The sequence below is a fragment of the Mesorhizobium sp. M7A.F.Ca.AU.001.01.1.1 genome (assembly GCF_004022735.1).
GTDB classification, from domain to species: domain Bacteria; phylum Pseudomonadota; class Alphaproteobacteria; order Rhizobiales; family Rhizobiaceae; genus Mesorhizobium; species Mesorhizobium ciceri.
The window spans coordinates 1-1103 of record NZ_RZPF01001154.1; the positions used below are offsets into that span (position 1 = coordinate 1).

1 protein-coding gene is annotated in these 1103 nt (G+C 63.6%); it reads right to left on the minus strand.

Going from position 1 to position 1103, the window contains the following annotated elements; translation table 11 throughout:
- Nucleotides 1-385: 385 nt before the first annotated feature.
- A partial coding sequence (locus EN884_RS36695) for an aminopeptidase N C-terminal domain-containing protein (RefSeq protein ID WP_128361163.1) occupies nucleotides 386-1103 on the minus strand: 718 nt, incomplete at its 5' end.

A 1103-nucleotide genomic window follows, 5' to 3' on the forward strand; every position in this document is an offset into this window, starting at 1 on the left:
GGCCAGAAGCCGCCGGTAGGCCGGTTCGGCGATGAGTCGCGTATTCCCGGCAAGACCGTCGCCGCGCGTCTCACGATGCGCAAAAACCGTCCCTCCGGGCGCGCCCCACGCGTCCGCCTTCGCCATAAATGGCACTCCCCGAATTTGCCTATGCTGCTTGGTGATCCGGCAAACGCCGCACTTCCGAATCGTCAGTAAAGAATCAAAGGTGATTCGCCTTGTCCAGTGGTCCGGCGAAAAAAGATTAAAAATCGACTAAAATAATGGGCTTTCGCTGGCGCAGCGCCTAACGGAAGCCGCTGCTGGCAGGTCCTGGTTGAAATTCACCAGCTTGGCGGCGTGCACGGATCTCCCTTCTGCCACAAGGGGAGAAGGAAGAGAGCGGCTAAGCCAGCGTGCGCTCGACAATATCCCGCAGATCCGCCGACAGGTTTTCGGCGCCGGCGATCGAGAGCAGCGCTTCCCTGGCCTTCGCCTGCCGCAAGGGTTCGAGCGAACGCCAGGATCTGAGCGCCGTCGCCAGCCTTGCCGCCACTTGCGGGTTGCGCTTTTCAACCTCGAGGACGGTTTGAGCAAAGAACCAGTAGCCTTCGCCGTCGGCCCGGTGGAAGCCGGTCTGATTGGCGCTGGAGAAGGTGCCGATCAGCGAGCGCACCCGGTTCGGATTGCCCATCGAGAAGGCCGGGTGGTTGGTCAAGGCCTTCACGGTGTCGACGGTTTGCGGCCCCGGTACGCTGGCCTGGATCTGGAACCATTTGTCCATGATCAGCGGGTCGGACCCGTAGGTCGTCTCGAAAGCCGCCAGCGCCTCGACCGCCTCGGGCGAACCGTGGTGACGATGCGCGAGCACGGCAAGTGCTGCCGCGCGGTCGGTCATGTTGGTCGCGGACTGGAAATGCCCGGCAGCGAGTTCCGCTCCGCCCGGCTGCAGCGACAGATAATCCAGCAGGGTGTTGCGCAAGGCGCGTCGCCCGGCGCTTGCCGCGTCGGGGCTGAACGCTTCTCTGTCGGCAAGGCTGAGGTAGAGGCCCGAAAAAACGTCCCGGTTCGCAGTGCCGATCGCCAGCGCCAGTGCCTCGCGAGCCGCATAGATGGCATCGGGG